The 2,674-nt window shown below is 60.7% G+C and carries 2 protein-coding genes; both read left to right on the top strand.

Going from position 1 to position 2,674, the window contains the following annotated elements:
• The first annotated feature begins 456 nt into the window (after window positions 1-456).
• Window positions 457-666, top strand: a complete 210-nt coding sequence (locus tag DUPY_RS00555; RefSeq protein ID WP_070245789.1) for a hypothetical protein — start codon at window positions 457-459, stop codon at window positions 664-666.
• Between the two features lie 1,106 nt (window positions 667-1,772).
• A partial coding sequence (locus tag DUPY_RS00550) for an AlbA family DNA-binding domain-containing protein (RefSeq protein ID WP_208599971.1) occupies window positions 1,773-2,674 on the top strand: 902 nt, incomplete at its 3' end.

The following is a 2,674-nucleotide window of genomic DNA, read 5'->3' as shown; positions in this document are numbered from 1 at the left end:
GCTGTCGGTGTGTCTGGTGTTCATGCGGTGTCTCCTCGTCGCGGCAGGTCTAACGACAAAGTAGGGCGCCGACCACCAAGCGGTTTTGTCGCAGCGCCAGCTTGAAGCGACTTGCGCCGGAAAGATGGCGCACGCTTGAGTTTGCCCAATGCTGCGAAAAGGAAACTGGTGTTTTAACTTCCTGCCTGAATCTTTTACCTACGGCATCATCCGCCGACCCTCCCGCGCTGCATCGGCACAGTCCGGCTGCCGATGCGGCTCAGTCCGGCTGCCGATGCGGCTCAGTCCGCTGAGCCGCACTCATCCAGAACAAAGCTGAGGCCGTCTCAGGCCTGCAGTAATAGTAATAATAAGAATAATAAGAAGAATAATAATAATAGTAATATTATTATTACTATTTGATGAGCCCGGAAGCTGCGGCGTGGCAAGACGCCATTGCCGCGAGGACGGGCCAGCATGAGCGCGGACGTCGGCAGGGTGCACCGCATCGTCCACGTTGCCGATACGGGGCATGAGCAGGGCGGCGGCCCCAAGTTGCTGACGGTGGGTGCGGTGCGCCGGCGGGCACTCGTCAGCATGACCAACGTCGGCGCCGTCATGCAGCAGCGGCGCCGCACGCATCTGGCAGGTCGGCAGCTGGAGCCGGTTCAGTCCTCAATAATCTGAAATCCATACCTGCGGATTTATCTGTTGCCTGAGTTTCGGTCAGAACCCTGCCAAAACCGCACAAAAACCCGCTCAAACCGGCCAACCTACCGGACACATTCGTGAATCAATCGACGCTGAGAGCAGGGCAGGATAGGTGATGTAGGCCTACACGCGAGCGTGTATTCCTCCATCACAACTCCTTATTCGCACTTCGTGCTCAACGGAATCCTGCTCTGCGAGGCCGGGCGGCCCGGAACGCCGCGATGCTCAGCGCATGCGACTGGATGCAGATTGTCACCGGCATAATGGGCGGTGATCAGCATGTGCCGGCCAGCACCGTTCGCGACAGGCCGCAGTGACGCCAGCAACTCCGGTGCCTTGCCCTCAAGGCCACCGCGTGACCAGTGCGGGCGATTTGCTCGAGCAGTTGCAGGCCTGCAGTCCCTGCGGCGGATTCTTCCTGGCGTTAAACCGTTTCGCCGAGGACCGGAGCGTGTTAACGCCCAAATCTGCCGCAAAGCGAGTGCTGGTGCGGCTTTGCGGTTCAATCGGGGGAGGCTTGTATAACAGAGAGCCGAGACACGTAAACGCGCAAAGCCAGCGCTGGCGCGGCTTTGCGGCCCAACCGGAGGTTGCGTGATGTGTGATAGATCGGCAGGGGCGCGGGGACTCCCCGCACCAGGCCAGGATGACGGTCACCAGAGGGTGTAATGCCTCCTGCGGTTTTTCGCAGGGCACTAACGGGCTACAAATGAGCTACGAACAGGCTACGAATGAGCTACGAATGAGCTACGAATGAGCTACGAATGAGCTACGAACAGGCTACGAATGAGCTACGAATGAGCAACGAACAGGCTACGAGCAGGTTGCAAATAGAATATTCTGGTCCGGGGAACCTCAGTAGTGGTCCTTTAAGGGTGCCCCCTTGGACAAAGCGCGCATCGCCCTGCGCCTGATGCTGCGGATTAATCACTCGCTGAGGATTTGACGGTTGCCGCCATGTCAACGATACTTCGGCATGTCTAAATGCTAAATTGCATAAGCCAAAAAAGCGGATTGATGGATGACTTCTTGACCGGCCGCATCCGCACCACCCCATCTGCCCGACTCCATAACGTGTAGCCATGACCCCAACCCTGCCCCAGCGCGAATCCCTCACCGTCGAGTTCAAGAGCGACCGCAAGCGCCTGTCCGACAACGATCTGGTCGAGGCCATCATTTGCCTGGCTAACGCTGACGGTGGCGAACTGTGGCTGGGTGTGGAAGACGATGGCACGCCAACGGGCCTACACGTCGAACATATGCAACTGGCCGGACTGGCTGGACTGGTGGCCGCGCGCACATCGCCGTCGCTGGCGGTCGTGGTCACGCCGGTCGCGCTGGGCGCTGTGCAGGTGGCGCGCATCGTCATACCCAAGGCGCATGGCGAAGTGGCGACCACCGGCGGCGTGTATCTGCGCCGGCGCCTGAAGGCCGACGGCCAGCCCGAATGCGTGGCGATGTTGCCGCATGACCGTGCCAGTCGCGCCACCACCTTTGGCTTGGTGGATGCTTCCGCTCAGGCGGTTGCTGGCGCCAAGCTCAGTGACCTGGATCCGCTGGAGCGCGAACGCCTGCGCCAGAGCGTGCAGCAATATGGCGGCGACCGCGTGCTGCTTGAACTCGATGACGAAGCGCTTGATGGCGCGCTTGGATTGACCGCGCGCCAGAGCGATGGCACCCGCGTGCCCACGCTGACGGGCATGCTGTTGCTGGGCAAAGAGCTGGCGCTGCGCGAACTGGTTGGCACGCATGAATTCGCGTTCCAGGTGCTGGCGCGCGAGGCGGTCGGCTTCAACGAATTTCGCCGCTTCCCGCTGCTTAAGGCGCTGGACTGGCTGGAGACGAATTTCCGCCCTTACAATCCCGAGCGTGAAATACAAGTCGGTCTGTTCCGCGTGCCCGTACCCAAGGTGGACCTGGGCGCCTTCCGCGAGGCGGTCGCCAACGCGCTGGTGCATCGTGACTATCACCGCATGGGCGCGGT

It is taken from the genome of Duganella phyllosphaerae, from assembly GCF_001758785.1.
In the GTDB taxonomy this organism is placed as follows: domain Bacteria; phylum Pseudomonadota; class Gammaproteobacteria; order Burkholderiales; family Burkholderiaceae_D; genus Rugamonas; species Rugamonas phyllosphaerae.
This window is presented reverse-complemented; position numbering and strand designations above follow the sequence as displayed.

Coding starts and splice junctions, on each gene's coding strand:
- DUPY_RS00555 (WP_070245789.1), top strand. CDS start 457: ATGAGCGCGGACGTCGGCAGGGTGCACCGCATCGTCCACGTTGCCGAT.